Annotated in this window: 13 protein-coding genes; 9 read left to right on the top strand and 4 right to left on the bottom strand. The window is 66.3% G+C overall.

Annotated features, from left to right (window positions below; translation table 11 throughout):
* Positions 1 to 24 precede the first annotated feature (24 nt).
* Positions 25 to 1161 carry a UDP-galactopyranose mutase gene (gene glf / locus JOE53_RS02580; protein WP_204948157.1) on the bottom strand — a complete coding sequence of 379 codons (1137 nt, stop codon included), beginning with the start codon at positions 1159 to 1161 and terminating at the stop codon, positions 25 to 27.
* Between the two features lie 134 nt (positions 1162 to 1295).
* Between glf and JOE53_RS02575 the strand changes: the two genes are divergently transcribed.
* The 8 genes from JOE53_RS02575 to JOE53_RS02540 are packed head-to-tail and all read left to right on the top strand — an operon-like array spanning position 1296 to position 10852.
* On the top strand, positions 1296 to 3275 hold the full coding sequence (locus JOE53_RS02575) for a DUF6541 family protein (protein WP_204946703.1): 1980 nt from the start codon (positions 1296 to 1298) through the stop codon (positions 3273 to 3275).
* Positions 3276 to 3277: 2 nt separating this feature from the next.
* Positions 3278 to 4480 carry a glycosyltransferase family 4 protein gene (locus JOE53_RS02570; RefSeq protein WP_204946702.1) on the top strand — a complete coding sequence of 401 codons (1203 nt, stop codon included), beginning with the start codon at positions 3278 to 3280 and terminating at the stop codon, positions 4478 to 4480.
* Complete coding sequence (locus tag JOE53_RS02565) at positions 4477 to 5676, top strand: glycosyltransferase family 2 protein (protein ID WP_204946701.1); 1200 nt, start codon at positions 4477 to 4479, stop codon at positions 5674 to 5676. Before JOE53_RS02570 ends, JOE53_RS02565 begins: the two co-directional genes overlap by 4 nt.
* 4 nt (positions 5677 to 5680) lie before the next feature.
* Complete coding sequence (locus JOE53_RS02560; RefSeq protein ID WP_204946700.1) at positions 5681 to 6820, top strand: glycosyltransferase family 4 protein; 1140 nt, start codon at positions 5681 to 5683, stop codon at positions 6818 to 6820.
* Entirely contained in the window at positions 6817 to 8082 is a 1266-nt protein-coding gene (locus JOE53_RS02555; RefSeq protein WP_204946699.1) for a polysaccharide biosynthesis protein, read from the top strand. The genes JOE53_RS02560 and JOE53_RS02555 overlap by 4 nt, the downstream gene beginning before the upstream one ends.
* Complete coding sequence (locus tag JOE53_RS02550; protein ID WP_204946698.1) at positions 8075 to 8953, top strand: glycosyltransferase; 879 nt, start codon at positions 8075 to 8077, stop codon at positions 8951 to 8953. The genes JOE53_RS02555 and JOE53_RS02550 overlap by 8 nt, the downstream gene beginning before the upstream one ends.
* A gap of 35 nt (positions 8954 to 8988) precedes the next feature.
* A complete protein-coding gene (locus JOE53_RS02545; RefSeq protein ID WP_204946697.1) occupies positions 8989 to 9870 on the top strand; it encodes a glycosyltransferase family 2 protein in 882 nt (293 codons plus the stop codon).
* 40 nt (positions 9871 to 9910) lie between these two features.
* Complete coding sequence (locus JOE53_RS02540) at positions 9911 to 10852, top strand: UDP-glucuronic acid decarboxylase family protein (protein ID WP_204946696.1); 942 nt, start codon at positions 9911 to 9913, stop codon at positions 10850 to 10852.
* On the opposite strand, the gene JOE53_RS02535 is transcribed toward JOE53_RS02540, so the two are convergent.
* Positions 10825 to 11772, bottom strand: a complete 948-nt coding sequence (locus tag JOE53_RS02535; RefSeq protein ID WP_204946695.1) for a glycosyltransferase family 2 protein — start codon at positions 11770 to 11772, stop codon at positions 10825 to 10827. The two genes, JOE53_RS02540 and JOE53_RS02535, sit on opposite strands and share 28 nt — an antisense overlap.
* 115 nt (positions 11773 to 11887) lie before the next feature.
* Between JOE53_RS02535 and JOE53_RS02530 the strand changes: the two genes are divergently transcribed.
* On the top strand, positions 11888 to 14029 hold the full coding sequence (locus JOE53_RS02530) for a glycosyltransferase family protein (protein ID WP_204946694.1): 2142 nt from the start codon (positions 11888 to 11890) through the stop codon (positions 14027 to 14029).
* Here the strand turns inward: JOE53_RS02530 and JOE53_RS02525 are convergent.
* Together JOE53_RS02525 and JOE53_RS14640 are read right to left on the bottom strand one after the other, a co-directional pair.
* Entirely contained in the window at positions 14026 to 15855 is a 1830-nt protein-coding gene (locus JOE53_RS02525) for a rhamnan synthesis F family protein (protein WP_204946693.1), read from the bottom strand. The genes JOE53_RS02530 and JOE53_RS02525 overlap by 4 nt on opposite strands.
* Positions 15852 to 17327, bottom strand: a complete 1476-nt coding sequence (locus tag JOE53_RS14640; RefSeq protein ID WP_204946692.1) for a rhamnan synthesis F family protein — start codon at positions 17325 to 17327, stop codon at positions 15852 to 15854. Before JOE53_RS14640 ends, JOE53_RS02525 begins: the two co-directional genes overlap by 4 nt.
* Positions 17328 to 17471 lie beyond the last annotated feature (144 nt).

Below are 17471 nucleotides of genomic sequence, written 5' to 3'. Positions count from 1 at the left end.
CCGTCGCCGCGCGCCCCCTCGCGATCAGGCGAGGTGGTTGTTCCACAGCGACAGTGCCGACCCGATCGCCATGTGCATGTCGAGATACTGGTACGTGCCGAGACGCCCGCCGAAGTGGACGTCCTTCTCACCCTTCGCGAGCTCCCGGTACGCGAGCACACCGGCGCGGTCGTCCGGCGTGTTGACTGGATAGTACGGCTCATCCTCGCGCGTCGCGAAGCGGGAGAACTCCCGCATGATGACGGTCTTATCCGTCGGGTATCGGTCCGCGCGTTCCGGATGGAAATGCTTGAACTCGTGAATGCGGGTGTAGGGGACCCCCGCGTCCGCATAGTTCATGACGCTCGTGCCCTGAAAGTCGCCGACCTCGAGCACCTCTTCGTCGAAATCGAGCGTCCGCCACGAGAGCTCGCCCTCGGCATAGTCGAAGTAGCGGTCGACGGGCCCGGTGTAGACCACGGGAAGCTGACCGACGGTCGCTTTCTTGTTGAGCGGCTGCGACTCGTCGAAGTAGTCCGTCGACAGCTTCATCTCGATGTTGGGGTGGTCCGCCATCCGCTCCAACCAGGCGGTGTACCCGTCGGTGGGCAAACCCTCCCACGTGTCGTTGAAGTAGCGGTTGTCGTACGTGTAGCGCACGGGTAACCGGCTGATGATCTCCGCCGGAAGCTCCTTTGGGTCGGTCTGCCACTGCTTTGCCGTGTAGTCACGGATGAACGCCTCGTACAGCGGGCGTCCGATCAGGCCGATCCCCCGCTCCTCGAGGTTCTGCGCCGACTTCGGATCGAACTCCCCCGCCAACTCGTGCACGAGTGCGCGCGCCTCATCCGGCGTGTACGCCGCCTGAAAGAACTGGTTGATCGTGCCCAGGTTGATCGGCAGCGGGAAGACGATGCCCTTGTGGTTCGTGTACACGCGGTGCACATAGTTCGTGAAGGTCGTGAACCGGTTCACGTACTCCCACACGGTCGCGTTCGAGGTGTGGAAGAGGTGCGCGCCGTAGCGGTGGACCTCGATGCCCGTCGTCGCCTCGTCCTCGCTGTACGCGTTGCCACCGATGTGATGACGACGATCGATGACGGTGACCTTCCGGCCAGCCGCGGCAGCGCGCTCCGCGACGGTGAGGCCGAAGAAACCGGAGCCGACGATGAGGAGATCCATGAGCGAGGCTTCCTTTCGACGCGCGAGCGCGCTGCGATACGCGAGGTCCGCGAGGCTCTTGCGGCTCACAGCAGTCGCCCGGACAACGATCCTCTAGACTAGCTCACTGTTGTCACTGAGCCCGGAGGTCGAGATTGTCTGAGGCCTGGGCAGCGGCGATCCCCTCCGTCCTCGTCGGCGTCCTCCTGGTGGCCGTTCCGGGGAGCGCGGTCATCGTCGCCGGCTGGGGAGTTCGCTCCCTGCGCCTCTGGCTGCTCGCACCGGCGGTATCGCTCGCCATCCTTGCCGGGGCCGCGACGGCGGCGCACCTGGTGCACATGCGCTGGTCGCTGCTGCCGGTGGCGATCGTCACGCTCGCGTGTGCAGGCATCGCGTTCGCGGTGCGCCGCTGGGTCGCCGGGCCGTCACGATCCGCATCGGCGCCTGACGGCACCGATGCGCCGGAGAGCATCGAATCCCCGGCGCGGTGGCGAGGCTGGATGTCGGTGGCCGTCGGGGCCGCGGGGCTCCTGGGCGCTGCGATCACCATCTCGGTCCAGCTGATGATCGCGTTCGGCGGGCCGGAGAACATCTCGCAGACCTTCGACAACGTGGTCCATCTCAATGCCATCCGCCTCGCGCTCGATTCCGCGGATGCCTCCGTCTTCACGATCGGAAGCACCTCGGATACCGACTGGTACCCCAACGGTTGGCACAGTGTCGTCACCCTCGTCGCCCAGCTTGGCGGCGGCAGCATCCCCCTCGCGGTCAACGCCGGCACGATCGCGATCTGCGCGTTCGCCTGGCCCGCGTCCGTCCTCGCGCTCACCGCCACCGTGTTCCGCGGACGTCCCGCCGCGCTCGGGGCGGCCGCCGCGCTGTCGACCGGCTTCGGCGCCTTCCCGCTCCTGCTCGTCTACTTCGGTGTGCTGTACCCGAATGCGACGGCGTACGCGGTCCTGCCCGCCGGTGTGGCCGCGGTGTGGATGCTTCTCACCGCACACGGTCGGGGCCGTGTGCGCCAGGCACTTCTGCTGGCGCTGATCGCCGCCGGAATCACGATGGCGCATCCGAACGCCCTGCTGGCGCTCTACGCCCTCACTGTGGTCCCGGTCATCTGGTTCCTCGTGCGCCTCGCGCGACGGGGCGGCACGCGGCGCGGCTACGTCGTACAGGGAGGATGGATTCTCGCCATCCTGCTCGTCGGTGTCGGCCTGTGGCGGTTCGGCCGCACGAATGCCGCGATGTCAGCCTGGGCCGCGTGGCAGAGCACGGCGCAGGCGTTCGGCGAGGCGGCGTTGATGTCGCCTCGCGGCTATCCCGTCACGATCGCCACCGCCGTGGTGCTTCTCATCGGCATCGCCGCCGTGGTGCGCCACCCCTCGAGGTGGTGGTGGGTGGGACCGCCCTTCGCCGCCGCAGCGTTCCTGTTCATCGTAGCCAGCGGCGTACCCGCCGGCACACGACTGCGCGACCTGCTCACGAGCCCGTGGTACAACGACTCGTTCCGTCTCGCCGCTCTTCTGCCGATCGTCGGGATCCCCGTCGCCGTGCTCGGGACGATCGTGATCGTCGATGCCGTCACCGCGTGTCTGCGGCGCATCCACGCCCCGGCTGCGGTTCGGGAAGGAATTCTCTCGGTCGCGGTTGCGGCGCTGTTCGGCGTGGCGGTGGGACCCAACGTCACCGCGGTGGTCGACGATGCGCGCACCGTGTACCGATTGGACGCCTCCTCCGCTCTGCTCACGGCCGACGAGGCCGCGGTGCTCGAACGCCTCGACCGGACGACGCCACCGGATGCCCTGCTGATCGTGAATCCGTGGACGGGAGGATCCCTCGCCTTCGCACTCGCCGACCGGCACGTCACCGCTCGGCACATCTTCGGCACACGGTCCGCGGATGAAGAGTTCGTCGATGCGCACCTGGCTCAGATCGACAGCGATCCGCGTGTCTGCGAGGCCGTAGACCGCATCGGGGCGACCTACGTGCTCGACTTCGGACACCAGAACGTCTTCAACAACCCCGGGTCGGGTCTCGAGCGGTCCGGGCTCAATGATCTCACGCCCTCGTCTCACCTCGTCCTGGTGGACTCGCAGGGCGAGCACGCCCGACTGTTCGCCGTCATGGGCTGCTGACGATGACCGTTGGACGCATGGCGATCGCCTACGACTGTCTCTTCCCGTTCACGACGGGCGGCGGCGAACGTCAGTATCGCGCCTTCGCCGAGGCACTCGCCGACCGCGGCGTCGAGGTCGAGTACCTCACGGCGCGCCAATGGGAGGGTTCGTCTCCTGAAGTGCCCGGGGTGCGGGTGACAGCGGTGACGGAACGGCTCGAACTCTACGACGCCGGCGGCGTGCGCCGGACGGCGGCGGCTCTGGCGTTCGCCTGGGGCTTGTTCCGCGCCCTGCGCCGACGTCGTCACGCATACGACGCCGTCATGGTCAGCGCCCTGCCCGTCCTCAACGTCTTCGCGGCGCGCGCCGCCCTGTGGGTTTCGGGAACGACTTTGGTCGTCGACTATCTCGAGGTGTGGCACCGACGCCAGTGGGCGGAGTATGCCGGGCGCATCACCGGCGCGATCGCCTGGATGCTCCAGCGGCTCGCCATAGCCGTCACTCCCGTCGCCACGTGTCACTCCCAGCTCAGCGCGACACGGCTGCGCGCGGAGGGACTGCGCGGCGACGTGCTGATCAGCCCGGGGCTCATCTCCGAGCAGTCGGCGGCGCCCAGCGTCGGTCCTCCTGCCGCGCCTCCGTTCGCCCTGTACGTCGGGCGGCATATCCCGGACAAGCGCGTCGAGCTGCTGCCCGACGCCGTGGCCCACGCGCGTGCCTCGGTGCCGGAGCTGCGACTCGTCATCCTGGGCGACGGGCCGAGCAATCCCGTCGTGCGCGACGCCGTCTCGCGCCAGGTCGCCGGCAGCGAGTGGGTGTCGATGCCCGGATTCGTCTCGGACGACGATCTCGATCGTCTCCTGTCGACCGCGGCGTGCGTGGTGAATCCGTCGCGCCGAGAGGGGTACGGCCTCGTCGTCGTCGAGGCGGCCGCCCATGGCACACCCGTCGTCCTCGTCGCCGACGAGGGGAACGCGGCGACCGAGCTGATCGACGAGGGCGTCAACGGCTACGTCGCCGTCGATGCCGGCGCATCGGCGCTGGGCGACACGATCGTGCGCGCCGTGACCTCCGGGCCGCGATTGCGAGAGACGACGAGAGGCTGGTATCGAGATGCGATCTCGACCCGGACCGTCGCACGCACGATCGACATCATCCTCCACCATCTCGAGAACCAACGGGCGGACACGTCGTCCGCCCGCAGAAGGAAGAGAACGCCATGAGCCCATCGAACGACACGGAGCCGGTCGAGCTGACGATCCTCATGCCGTGCCTCAACGAGGCGGAGACGCTGGAAGTCTGCATCCGCAAGGCACAAGGATTCCTCGCCAGGACTGGCATCTCGGGCGAGGTGCTCGTCTCTGACAATGGCAGCACCGACGGCTCGCAGAAGATCGCCACTGATCTCGGCGCGCGCGTCTCTGACGCCCCCCGCCGGGGATACGGTGCCGCGCTGATCAACGGGATCGAGACGGCGCGCGGACGCTATGTCATCATGGCGGATGCCGACGACAGCTACGACTTCGAGCACCTCGAACCGTTCGTCGAGCGGCTGCGCGCGGGCGCCGACCTCGTCATGGGGAACCGGTTCGCGGGAGGAATCGCTCCAGGGGCGATGCCGCCCCTGCACAAGTATCTCGGCAACCCGGTGCTTTCGGCGATCGGCCAGCTCTTCTTCCGTCCCGGCGTGCGGGACTTCCATTGCGGACTGCGCGGCTTCAACCGCGAACGGATGCTCGAGTTGCACCTGCAGACCACCGGTATGGAGTTCGCCTCTGAGATGGTTGTGAAGTCCTCGCTCGCGCGATACCGCATCGAGGAAGTGCCCACCACCCTGAAGAAGGACGGACGGTCTCGTCCACCGCACCTGCGCAGCTGGCACGACGGCTGGCGGCATCTGCGCTTCCTCCTGATCTTCGCTCCCCGCTGGCTCTTCGTGTACCCCGGTCTCGTCGCGTTCTTCCTGGGAGCGATCGCGGTCGGCATCCTGTCGTTCGGCGGCGTCGAGGTCGCCGGCGTCGGCTTCGACGTCACGACGATGGTGTACGCGAGCGCGCTCTGCGTCATCGGTTATCAGTCGTTGCTGTTCTTCTGGCTGACCAAGCTCTATGCGACGCAGGAGGGCTTCCTGCCGACGAGCGCTCGTTACCGGTCTGTCGTTGCCAGCTGGAGCGCGGAACGCGGCTTGCTCATCGGTGTGGGGCTGTTTCTCATCGGGGTCGTCATCGGCGTCGTGCAGGTGCTGCGCTGGGGAAGTCTCGACTTCGGTCCGCAGGATGCCTCCGCAGTCGTACGCATCGCGATTCCGAGTGCGCTCGGGATCATGCTTGGCTTCCAGACGATCATGATGAGCTTCTTCTCCGGTGTACTGACAACACCGCGCCGCGTCGTCAGCGCCGACGCCGTCATCGAGAGCTGAGCCGGTGCCGACGCGGATCCTGGTTGATCTCCTCGGCTTCACCGGCGAACGCGGCGGCACCGAGACCTACGCCCGAGAACTGTTGACGCGTCTGCCGGGCTGCCTCCCCGACGCCCGTTGGGTGGCGTTGGTGGGAAGGGCGGGTGCCGACCGCGTACGCGCTTTCTTCCCCGGACCTGTTCGCGTCATTCCATGGGTGGGGGCCGACGCCGTCTCGTGGGCCGCCGGCGCGGTGGGAGTCACCGCGGTGTTCGCACACACAACCGGCGCGGATGTGGTGTGGGCGCCGGCCAACTTCGGTCCGATCTTTCGAGGCGCTCCTCGGGTCGTCACGGTTCATGACGCCATCTACGATGACGTTCCCGGCACGGCGTTGCGTCGCGCCGTGCGCACGGGGACCTCGTTCCTCATGCGCCGTTCGGCACGGACGGCCGACCGTGTCATCACTGTTTCACGCAGCGCTGCCCACGCAATCGAACACCACTTCGCTGTTCCCCGTGATCGGATCGAGGTGGTCCCCAACGGCAGCAGCGATCCGCGGCCCGTCGCCGATGCACGCGCCGTTCTCACGTCGCTGGGGGTTGGGTCCGAGCGGCGGATCCTCATGAGCACGGGCAACCGCATGCCACACAAGAACTTCGAAGGGCTCCTCGAAGCGCTGGCCACGATTCCCCGCACTGACCGGCCTCTCACGGTGATCGCCGGGTCCCGCAGTCCTGACCCGCTCCTGCGAACCGTTGAACGGCTCGGACTCACAGCGGATGTGGTCCTTCCGGGGTGGATCGGCGATGCTGAGCTCGAGGCCCTCTATCAGGTTGCCGACCTCTACGTCTGTCCCTCGCTCGTGGAGGGCTTCGGGCTCCCTGTGGTCGACGCTCTCCGACGGCGAGTCCCCGTGCTCGCCAACGACATCCCCGTTCTGCGCGAAGTCGGCGGCTCCGTCGTGCGCTACACCGATGCCACGTCACCGGTGATCTTCGGGGCAGCGATCACCACGTGTCTCCGAGATCAGCCCGATGACGCCGCGCTCGAGCGCGCAGCAAGCTGGGCCGACAACTTCAGCTGGGCAGCGTCGGCCCGTGCGACGGGAGACGTACTCCTGCGCACTGCCCGAGAACGCTCGCCCGCGGGGCGCGCCTCGTGAGCAGCTCGCCGATGCGCCGTCGCCTGATCGGCTTCATGATCCCTCCCGCCCTGGCAGCGGTTTCGCCACTGGTCGCTCTGCCTCTCGTCGCACGGTCAGCGGGCCCGAGCGGCTGGGCGAGCGCGATCGCCGGCGAATCGGTAGGCACCTTCATCGCGATTGTGATCGGATACGGGTGGGCGGCGATCGGTCCGGCGCTCGTCTCCGTGGCGACGACGGATGCCGACCGGGCTCGACTGTACCGCGAATCCCTGTTCGTCCGTACCGCCATTGCAGTCGCCGCTCTCCCACTCATGGGCATCATCTGTTGGGCCATCGCGTCTCCGGGTTCGGAGTGGCTCACGGTCCTGATGGCTGCCCAGGGAGCGCTCATCGCGCTCTCTTTCACGTGGTATTGCGCGGGCGTAGGCGACCCACGAACGATCATCCTCTACGATGCCATCCCTCGGGTCGTCGCGACGGTCATCGCAATGGTTCTGATCGCGCTGACGGGCGCGGTCCTGATTTATCCGCTCGCGGGGATCCTGGTGACGGTCGGCGGCACCGCTTTCTTCACCGCGCGTCTGCTGCATCAGCACCCGGGGACGTGGCCGTCGCCTCGCCACCTCCCTGGTCTCCTGCGATCCGGGTTTCCCGTCGCGCTCAACGATGCCGCCCTGAGTGCATACTCGAGTGTTCCCGCCCCGCTCGTCAACGTCACCGCCCCCGCGACCGCGGCGGCGGGATACGCATCGGCAGACAAGATGTTCAAACTGGGTAGCGTCCTACCCTTCACGCTGGCGAGCGCGCTGCAACGGTGGGTGGGCGAAGTCGAGGGTGCTTTGCGAGCGCAACGTATCCGTCTCGCGTTGACGATGCATGCCGGGCTCGGCCTGGCCGGCGGCCTTGGGCTGTCCCTCTTGGGCTACCTTGCCAGCCTGCTGCTGTTCGGTGAACTCAACACGGCACCCGTTGACGTACTGATCGCGATGGGATTCGTCTTCGTCTTCCTCTCGCTGCGTACGTCGATGACGCGGCACATCTTGTTCCCGGCGGGCAGAGCGAAGGTCGTGGTTCGTGCCACCCTCATCGCCACGATCATCGGAGTACCCACGATGATCGGCCTGGCCACGACGATCGGTCCAGTCGGGGCCGCGATCGGGTACGCGGTGACCGAGGGCATGGCAACGGCCCTCCTCTGGGCTCCTTGCGCCGCCACGATGCGGGATCTGAGACGCTCCACGGCGGAGCGCCTCACTGTGGAAAGCGAGCACGATGACTGACGATGTCACCCTCCCCTCCAGCCGAATCGGCGCGGTCGTCCTCACGTGGCGCGACCGGGCTCAAACGTCTGCATGCGTGGAACAGCTCCTCGCCAACGACAGAGTCACGCGTCTGGTCGTCGTGGACAACGAGGCCGACGGAACGATCCGGGCCGCACTCGCGCCGGATGACCGAGTGAGTTTCATCGAGCTCACGGCGAACACGGGTTTCGCCGTGGGTGTGAACGCCGGCATTCGGGAGCTTCTGTCCACGGACATCGACCTGGTACTGGTCATCAACAACGACGCCACCTTGACTCCGGACCACCTCGACCGGCTGCACTCCGCACTCGTGCAGGACTCCTCGCTGGGGTTCGTGGGACCACGGATCTTCACTCCCGAAGGACGCCAGTTCTCGGCCGGAGGGATCCTCAACCGGTTCACCTGGAGCATCAGGCAACCTCGCGACGGCGAGGGGGCCGACTTCCTCACGTGGGCGTGTGTGCTCGTTCGGCGGCGGGTATTCGCGACCACGGGTCTGCTCGATGAAGGGTTCTTCATGTATTGGGAGGACGTCGAGTTCGGTCTGCGCTCCCACGAACAGGGCGTGAGATTCGCCGAGGTCGCCGACGCGCACCTCGTGCATGCCGTTTCGTCATCGCATTCGCGTGCGGGCTCGCGCATCCTGGCCTATTCGAGTCAGGCGTTTCGCCACTTCCTCCGGCTTCGCGGCGGTCGGACCCGCGCCACGGGTTATGTGCGTCTCACGGCGAAGCTCGCGTCGCGCTTGATCGTCGGCGACCTTCGGGGCGCACGCTACGTGCACGCGGGATGGAGGATCGGGCGCGACTCCCCCGATCCTGCGTACCCTGCCCTGAATCAGCTCGAGTGAGCGCTCCGCGCGTACCTGTCGGGCACAATAGGCTCGTGCACCTCGGTTTCATCGTCACCACTCTCGGCCGCATCGATGCCCTTCGCGCCCTGCTTGCTTCGCTGGAGACCCAAGTCGATGCAGGCGACCGCGTGATCCTCGTCGCGCAGGGCAATGGCGAGTCGGTCGCTACGCTCGCCGCCGAGTTCGCCGCCCGAGGTGTCCCCGTCGTGGCTACCACCTCCGAACGTGGGGCATCGCGAGGACGCAACACGGGTGCTTCTGCCTTGCCCGGTGCAGACTTCGTGGTGTCGTTTCCGAACGACAACACAGTCTTCCCCGCCGGAACCGTCGCCGCGCTGCGCTCGCACATCACGGACCCCGACTTCCTCGCCGGCGGTTTCACATCGTGGGACGAGCGCGGTCCCAAGACGACACTCCCGGTCGCGGGCACGCCCCTGGATCGCTGGAACGTCTGGAGCGTCATCGAGATGGGCATCCTGATGCGTCGAAGCCTGTTCGACGAGATCGGCGGATTCGACGAGACGATCGGCCCTGGCGCCGTCACCCCGTGGCAGGTCGCGGAGGGCACCGATCTGCTGCTTCGCGCCATGTCGGCCCATCCCGAACTGGTCAACCGCTTCCGATGGTTGCCCGCCGACATCCACGTCGACGGCATATCCACGGCGTACGGCCTCACCGATGCCGAACGGCGCCGCAAACTCCGTGCCTACGGCCGAGGCACCGGCCGTGCCGTCGCCGTTCACCGGTACCCGCTGTGGTGGCGAGCCGCCTTCACCGCCGCCGGCCTGCTCTACGGCATTCGCAACGCGGCACCGATCGCGATCACCGACGGTTGGCCGATGTTCGTCGGCCGGCTGGAGGGCGGTCTCGGCAGAACCTTCGGTCAGCGAACGATGGTATCCACGACCCGCTGACAGCGCCAGGCCCGGCGAAGCCGCCGTGTAGGCTGAGCGGGTGTCTTCCAGAGTTCTGATCACCGGAGGCGCAGGCTTCATCGGTTCCCATCTGTCCGAGCGACTCCTCGATGACGGCCACGAGGTCATCTGCGTCGACAACTTCTTCACGGGGAGCCGCCGCAACATCGAGCATCTCTTCGGCAATCCGCGCTTCGAGGTCATCCGCCACGACGTGACATTCCCGCTGTACCTCGAAGTCGACGCCATCTACAACCTCGCCTGCCCGGCGTCGCCTGTGCACTATCAGCACGACCCCGTCCAGACCACGAAGACGAGCGTCATGGGCGCCATCAACATGCTCGGTCTGGCCAAGCGTCTGCGCGTCCCGATCCTGCAAGCCTCGACGTCGGAAGTGTACGGCGACCCCGCCGTCCATCCGCAGACGGAGACGTACTGGGGAAACGTCAATCCCATCGGACCGCGGTCCTGCTATGACGAGGGCAAGCGCGCCGCCGAGACGCTGTTCTTCGACTACCGCCGGCAGCACGACCTCGACATCAAGGTGATCCGCATCTTCAACACCTACGGGCCGCGGATGCATCCCAACGATGGGCGCGTCGTCTCCAACTTCATCGTCCAGGCGCTACGAGGTGAAGCGATCACCATCTACGGAGACGGATCGCAGACACGCTCGTTCTGCTACGTCGACGACCTCGTCGACGGCATGGTCCGCCTGATGAACACCGGCCACGAGACCACCGGTCCCATCAACGTCGGAAATCCGGGGGAGTTCACGATGCTGGAGCTCGCGAACGCCGTGCTTCAGATCACCGGGAGCACCTCGACCATCGAGCATCGCCCGTTGCCTCAGGACGATCCCCAGCAGCGGCAGCCCGACATCTCCCTCGCACGGACGGAACTGGGATGGGAGCCGACCGTCGACTTGCGGGCAGGCCTCGATCGAACGATCTCCTACTTCCGCAGCGTCCTTTCACGGTAACGGCGGAACAAGCGCCGACGTACCCGCTCGAGGTCACTCGGACGCGCATCGAGCGCTTTCGAGACCTCTTCGCGGACGATGCGGCGAAGGCGCTCGAGGAGGAGGCCGGATTCCTCCTTCACGAGCCCGGCGATGTACAACGGCAAACCGGATCCGTGTGCCGCGGCGTAGTCGCGGAGCGCAGCATCCCTGATCTGCCTGTCAAAACGCTCATGGTCGTGGGCCAGGGCGAACATACTGTTACCCATATCCCCCTCGATGCCGCGTCGCTGCATCCAATATGCGAGTGGCGACCCGTCGAGAAAGCCCACGCGGTGTCGGACCAGGGTGCGCAGCCCGAAATCCCAATCCTCCGCAGCGTGGACATGTTCGTCGTAGTAGCCGATCCGGTCGTGCAACTCTCGCCGGTACAGGTAGGAGATCGGGACCCATCGGTTTACCTCGAGCACATCGGTGAACCGGATCTCATCCAGATCCGCCCAAAAAACTTCGCGCTCGACGCCGACGAAGCCGCCGTCTGGCGTGGGCTTCTCGAAGACGATCTCCGTTCGCGTGACCACCCCGACCTCATCGGGATGCCTTGTAATCCACTCGACAGTCTTCTCGAGGAACTCCGGATGCCAGAGATCGTCGTCGTCGTGGAGGACCACGAACTCCGTGTCCAGGGCCCGAATGCCCTGGTTGGCCGCCGCTGACCGCCCGGCGGATTCCGAGTTGTGCAGGACGTTGACGAATGGGCGCAGCTCGGCGGATAGATCAGAGACGATGTCCTCGACCGTCCGCCGATCGCCACCGTCATTTACGATGCAGACGTTCCACGAGCGGTATCTCTGGGCGGCGATGTCCGTCAGAGCGCGACGCAAAAACCAGGGACGGTTCTTGGTCCTGACGACAATACCGACCCGTGCGGACCCGCTCACGTCTGACTCCTTCTCCCACGCCCGACGCCCGGACTCGCTCATGCGCCTCGCTGATCTGGGCGCTGTCGCCGACCTTATCATCGGGCGAGAAGAGCTCACTCGATAGACTCGACGGATGATGAGTAGCCTGCGCGCGCTGTGGCGTCGCTCGCGATCATCGCGCCAACTGCGTCCCCTACTCGAGGCCGTAGACCGGCTGTGGTGGGCTCGCGCAATACGGCGTGCCGACCTCGTTGACCTCGATCTGGTTGCCGCGCAAAGCGTCCGACGATCGTCGCGCGCCGCCATCCGCGCCTATGTCCGGGGAGGCTTCCGCACCGGACTCACGCTGAACCCGCTCCTTCAGGAAAGACTCGTGTCGGGACAGCTCTCGGATGTCGGCCGCGTGCCCGCCCTTTATGCCTACCTGGTGAATGACCGCAACCGCGTCGAGCTGAGCGTCAACTGGGATGCGCGGGCACTCGCATGCGCCGAATTGCACCCTTCCGACGATCCGCTCAGCGCCGTCTGGCAGGCGGCCAAGCAAGGGCGATCTGTGCAGTTGAGCGGCGTCAACGTTCCCGGCGACGTTCTGCGGGCACGCACCACCGCCGCCGCCGCGCTCTCACGAGGCACCGAGCCCGTCGCTCTCTCCAGCGCATTCGACCGCGACATGGTCGCACTCGTACGCATCGGAGTCGCCGAAGACGCAAGCGATGCCTTGCGTATCGCGGCGGAGCTTTCCGAAGGCGATATCGGGGTGGTTCTCGCACTCGGAGCAAACGCGGACCAGTGGGTGAGTGCTGCGCTCTTGCAGCTCAGGTTGCCGCAGATCCACCTCGTTCGCGACGACACGGATGTGATCCGCACCGTTACCGCAGCCTGCCGCGCCGATGCCGTCCTGATTGTGCGCTCGCCCGAAGCGGAGATCACCGCCGATGGCCTACGCCAGCTTGCAGCGACGGCCGCCCACGGAGTCATCGCGGGCCCGCTCTGGCTCGACGCGGACACCGGAACGATTGTCTCCGCGGGCACCGTGTCTCGCAGCGGCGTCAGCTATGATCTGCTCCGCGGACATCCACCCGAAGATGCGGCTAACCTGGACACGTCATTGGCAGTGCCATTTCTGAGGTCGCCGACCTTCGCGATGAGGATCGGCGCAACGTCGAGCGTTGTGAGGACAGATGTGCCGACACGCGCTCCCGCGTCAACAGCTGAAGCAGATGTGTCGCCCCGCCCGGATAGCTCCATTGACGTCGCCAAGCTCCTCAGTCCGACCTCGTTCGCCGTGCAGTCGTGGTCTGCCGAAGGCCCGGTCCTCGTCCGTCGCCGCCGCGACGTAGAACTGCCGACAGGGGAACGCGTCCCGAGTCTGCGGTGGGCGATCAAGACCGCTGCGCCTGCGGGCCCCCGAGGGGAATGGTGGGGTGATACGCACTTTGCGCGGGGGGTAGCTGACGCGCTACGACGACTCGGGCAGGAAGTCGTCGTCGATGCGTATCCCGCGCGTCAGCGCCCGTCGAGTCATCTCGACGACGTTACCCTCGCCCTTCGCGGCCCCGAACCGATCCACGCCGCGCGGGGCGCCTTTTCGATTCTCTGGGTGATCAGCCACCCCGACGAGATCACTGTCGCGGAAATCGAGGCCTACGATGAGGTCTTCGCCGCTTCGACACTGTGGGCCAAGCACGCCACCCGTGTCTTCGACCGGCCCGTGCGGCCGCTGTTGCAGTGCACGGATGCGCACCGATTCCATCCGTCGAGCGTCACCGAGCGCAGTGGACTACTCTTCGTCGGGACGGCGCGGGGAATTCCGCGGCCATCCGTGATCGAACCGCTCAAAGCCGGCATTCCCGTCGCGGTCTACGGCCCGGACTGGACCGGTTGGATCCCCGCCGCTTCCATCCGCGCGACCGGCGTCCCAAATGCGGAGCTGCCGGGCATGTACGAACGAGCAAGCGCTGTGCTCAATGATCATTGGCCCGCGATGAGAGCGGCAGGATTCGTGTCCAATCGGCTGTTCGATGTCGTTGGGGCCGGCGGACGGGCAATCAGCGACGAGGTGTCAGGCATCCACGAACTCTTCGAAGGCGCTGTACTCACCTACGACACGATCCCTGAACTCCTCGAAATCCTCCGCAGCGACCTCGACGAGGTGTTCCCTCCCGAGGACACACTCAAACGGATCTCCGCCCGCATCCGGGAGGAGCACTCCTTCGACGCCCGGGCCCATCATCTGCTGCGAAGCGTCCTCACTTCGCGGGTTGGTACCGGCTAATTCCGGATGGTGCGACGCAATCTGTCCGCAACACGACGCACATACCCGACGAAACCCGGATATCTGCGGCGGAGCAGCATCTTGAGTATCTGAAGGGCCGAGTCGTCGAGGATGGGTTCTGAGTGGCGGAGATAGTCGATCTTGCGGTAGCTTTCCCCGGGAATCAGGGCCGCCAGCTGTGACGCCACATATTCCATCGACGTGTGGCTTGCTTCAAGGTCGTGGGCGGAGCTGACCGTTCGGGTATGCCAGCCTCTTTCGCCTGCCGCGGGTGCGAGCAGCATGCCTGCCACATCATTTACGGTACCCGCGTACTCCATGTCCACAGGCGATGCGGGCCAGTTCGCGCCCAAGAGCAGGTCGAGGGCGGCGGTACGCGCCAGATAGGCACCACCGAATGGCGCAAGCGGCGTCACATCATCGGCCGGCACGCGGATTCCCAGCCAGGAGACGAGCTGCAGATAGCGTTCCCGCACGACGCCCCACCCGTCGCCGATACGCGAACCGCGATGATCCAGTGAAGCGAACAGAACACCCAAACGCGACTCGTCTCGGAACAGCTGCGCGACCACCCCCGCTGACCCGGGGTCGGCGAGCATGCGCTCCAGCCGCGTGTCAGCGGGGGCGCCGGATCCGTCGGCGAGACGGAGCACCATTTCGTACCCTGCGACGTCGAAGAGGCTCGTTGAGAACAGAGCGAAATCAGCGCCGCGCGGCTCGACGACGAGGCGGGCCGATCCCCGCGAAACCACGTCCACGAGACTGGGCGGTACCGCGGTTTCCTCGTGCTGAGAGACCAGGAGAAGATCGACCCCCTCATCCCACCCGGCGGTGATCGCTTCGATCCGCCGAGCAAGCGAGCTCGGGTCGCAGGCGTTGTTCAGTGGCGCGACGACCAGCAGCCGTCCCGCAAATCGCTGCGGAATCGTCGCGGGCGAAGCCAAGACGACGGTATGGAGACCGCATGCGACGTTCACGATGCGGGGCGCGACGGTCCGCGACAAGTTCGCGACGACGACTTCCCGCGGATAACCCTCCCTGGTCGCCTCGTCGAGCACGTCAGGACCTACAGATGCGAACGCCGAGAGCAACGGAGGCCAGTGGAAGAGTGCGCGGCGCTTAAGCGCGGGGCAACCGTCGGCGATGAGATCGAGCGGCTCAAAAAGTGAGGGGTTCTCCGTCGCGTAGTTGGCGACGCCGAAGGCCACATCCCCCACCCACCCCCTGTCACTGAACCACGACGTGAACTTCAGCTCATGGCGAAGGACGGCGTCGACATAGCTGTCCAACGCGCCGAGGCGGTCCCAGTACCGCTGCCAGGATGCGGAGAGGACCATCTCCCGCCGCGCCGCGATCCAGTACGACTGCAGGTGGTACGGAGCGGTCCCGCGGCGAGTCAGGGGATTGGGGCTGACCGCGGCATGATCGGTCAGACCCCAGAAGTCGCACGCACGGGCGTCCATCCGTTCGAATACACCTGCCCACGGGCGAACCGCCCCGAACCATGTGTCGTTGGTCATGACGACCTCGTCGAACTCCTCCAATCGCCCACGCATTCGACGGAGGGCGTCGCGGTGCGCGCCGATATCGAACCCTTCGTTGGGTCGCACGACGACGTCTTCCGCATATCGTTCGAGAGTCTCGCGGCCATCCGGCGTGAGAGCACCGTTGACGATCACCACGATCTCGTCAGCGTGGGGACGCAGAGCTTCGAGCGACAACCGGACGTAGTCGTCCACCACACCGCCCGCGTCGAAGAACGAGAAGATGACCAGCCGCCGGGGGTCAGCAGGCAACGGGCAGGCTGTGCGGGCCGTGCGCTTCATGCGCGATTCGCTCTACGATTGGCTCGAGCACGGCGCCATGCCGCACGAAGCGTCGCTTTCACTGACCCATCCCCGAGATCCCCCATCCGCGTGAGAAGCTGGATCTGTTGCGTGGGAGTGCCTCTGATCGCTGCCGCAAGCTGATCGAGGGTGTACTCCAGATCCGCATGACTGATTGCGGCTCCCCGCGGATCGATGACCGTTCTGCTGGAAAAACCGTTGGCGCCGACGACATGAGCGATGAGGGCTTCCAAAACGCCGCCTTCGACCGTGTCGCGGCGATGATCGGCAGCAGTCAGGGGATACCGCCGGAGCGTCCCCAGCGCTGCCACCCGTGCGATCCAGATCCCCGCCGGGGGTTCGAGGGGTGAGTCGCCGAGTGGTACCTCGACGCCGAGCGAGCGACGCAGCGCAGCCGCGCGCTCCACACGTCCACGCCATCCCGATCCGAGGTCCTCGCCACCGATCGCGATGACAGGAGGTAGGACGAAACCGAGGTGCGGATCCCCGTGGAACAGATCCAGCACGGCGTTGAGATGCACGGCGTCGGCGAAGACAGCGGTCTGGCTGTGCCGTATTCGATACTGCTTCACGCGCGGAACAGAACCGCGCACCGTACCGACCCGGATCGCAACCAGGAGATCGTCGAGGCTGTCCGCACGGAGCAACTCGCTGCAGCCGCGCAGAAGCGCACCCATCTGTCCCTCTCGCGGATCGACCGGCCGGATCTCGACGGTGAGCGCGTGTGACTCGAAAGCACGCTGCACCCGACGGACGTCCTCGTCGGCAACCGTGGCAACGAGACGAGACAGGGGCGCGAGAAGTCGGAGAGCAGGAATGATCCCTTCCACTGCGTGGCCCGGCTCCACATGAACGACCACCCGCACATCCATGGTCCGATCGGTCGGGTACTCAGAGGTCCCGCCTACGGGAAGCACACTCATGAGCGCAAGTCGAGCATTCAAGGTGCGCGGATCGATGTGTCGCGCGAGGTGTTGGGCCACCGTCCCGGCGCGGAGCCCCGCGTTCTCGATCGTCCGCACGACATGAGGCAGATCCAGCGTCCCCGGCGGGTCGATGAACAGCGCGATCGGCACGAGGGGTGCACCCCCGTGAGCGACGGCCTCGTCGACGGGTTGCGGGAAAGCCACGGCACCGGCCGTCTGCGCTTCCGATGCGATCCGCTCGAGCGCGGCACCGAGCTCCCCGCCGCATCGGGCCCACTCCGCGAAGAAGACGCGCTCGATGCCGATCCACATGGTCGAATAAGCCGAAGAGCCCATCATCGTCCACGTCGAATGTCGCTGTGCGGTCATCCGTTCGAAAACTGGAGCAAGTGGAGCCGCGGGCCCGAACCAGCTGTCGTCGGTGACGATGACTTCGTCGACCGGGCCCCAGCGTGCCTCCTCGCCTTCCACCGCGCGACAGAGGCCCTGAGGCGAAGCGATCTCTTCACCGGCGAGAATGGTCACATCCAGATCGACACCGATGGCTGCCCGCAGCGCACTCTGAAGACCTGATGGCGCGAGCACGATCAGCGAATCGACGGAGTTCCGGAGACACCGCATGGCATGGACGAGGTACCCGTCAACGACGACTGTTTGCGGCCGTAGACG

The sequence above is a fragment of the Microbacterium laevaniformans genome (assembly GCF_016907555.1).
Lineage (GTDB): Bacteria > Actinomycetota > Actinomycetes > Actinomycetales > Microbacteriaceae > Microbacterium > Microbacterium laevaniformans.
This window is presented reverse-complemented; position numbering and strand designations above follow the sequence as displayed.

Bases quoted from the DNA above. Each gene is read 5' to 3' on its own strand.
- glf (WP_204948157.1), bottom strand. From the start codon at position 1,161: ATGGATCTCCTCATCGTCGGCTCCGGTTTCTTCGGCCTCACCGTCGCG.
- JOE53_RS02570 (WP_204946702.1), top strand. From the start codon at position 3,278: ATGACCGTTGGACGCATGGCGATCGCCTACGACTGTCTCTTCCCGTTC.
- JOE53_RS02565 (WP_204946701.1), top strand. From the start codon at position 4,477: ATGAGCCCATCGAACGACACGGAGCCGGTCGAGCTGACGATCCTCATG.
- JOE53_RS02550 (WP_204946698.1), top strand. From the start codon at position 8,075: ATGACTGACGATGTCACCCTCCCCTCCAGCCGAATCGGCGCGGTCGTC.
- JOE53_RS02530 (WP_204946694.1), top strand. From the start codon at position 11,888: ATGATGAGTAGCCTGCGCGCGCTGTGGCGTCGCTCGCGATCATCGCGC.
- JOE53_RS02525 (WP_204946693.1), bottom strand. From the start codon at position 15,855: ATGAAGCGCACGGCCCGCACAGCCTGCCCGTTGCCTGCTGACCCCCGG.